General features: G+C 53.4%; 1 rRNA gene. It reads right to left on the bottom strand.

Annotated elements, in window-relative coordinates:
- Positions 1-981: ribosomal RNA gene (locus tag ACJ8QI_RS25455) — 23S ribosomal RNA — on the bottom strand; the annotation flags it as partial.

Raw genomic sequence — 981 nt, 5'->3', positions numbered from 1 at the left:
CTACCTGACCACCTGTGTCGGTTTGGGGTACGATTTAATGTTACCTAGAGCTTAGAGGCTTTTCCTGGAAGCAGGGCATCAACTACTTCTGCACCGTAGTGCATCGTCATCACGCCTCAGGGTTAGTATGTAACCGGATTTACCAGGTCACACCCCCTACACGCTTAAACCGGGACAACCGTCGCCCGGCTAGCCTAGCCTTCTCCGTCCCCCCTTCGCAGTAACACCAAGTACAGGAATATTAACCTGTTTCCCATCGACTACGCTTTTCAGCCTCGCCTTAGGGGTCGACTCACCCTGCCCCGATTAACGTTGGACAGGAACCCTTGGTCTTCCGGCGAGCGGGCTTTTCACCCGCTTTATCGTTACTTATGTCAGCATTCGCACTTCTGATACCTCCAGCAACCCTCACAGGCCACCTTCAACGGCTTACAGAACGCTCCCCTACCCAACAACACCTAAGCGTCGCTGCCGCAGCTTCGGTGCATGGTTTAGCCCCGTTACATCTTCCGCGCAGGCCGACTCGACCAGTGAGCTATTACGCTTTCTTTAAATGATGGCTGCTTCTAAGCCAACATCCTGGCTGTCTATGCCTTCCCACATCGTTTCCCACTTAACCATGACTTTGGGACCTTAGCTGGCGGTCTGGGTTGTTTCCCTCTTCACGACGGACGTTAGCACCCGCCGTGTGTCTCCCGTGATAACATTCTTCGGTATTCGGAGTTTGCATCGGTTTGGTAAGCCGGGATGGCCCCCTAGCCGAAACAGTGCTCTACCCCCGAAGATGAGTTCACGAGGCGCTACCTAAATAGCTTTCGGGGAGAACCAGCTATCTCCCGGTTTGATTGGCCTTTCACCCCCAGCCACAAGTCATCCGCTAATTTTTCAACATTAGTCGGTTCGGTCCTCCAGTTAGTGTTACCCAACCTTCAACCTGCCCATGGCTAGATCACCGGGTTTCGGGTCTATACCTTGCAACTA

The organism is Serratia sp. CY84636 (assembly GCF_052166245.1).
Taxonomy (GTDB): Bacteria; Pseudomonadota; Gammaproteobacteria; order Enterobacterales; family Enterobacteriaceae; genus Serratia; species Serratia nevei.
The sequence above is the reverse complement of the archived record's forward strand: the minus strand, read 5'-3'. Positions and strand labels throughout refer to the sequence as shown.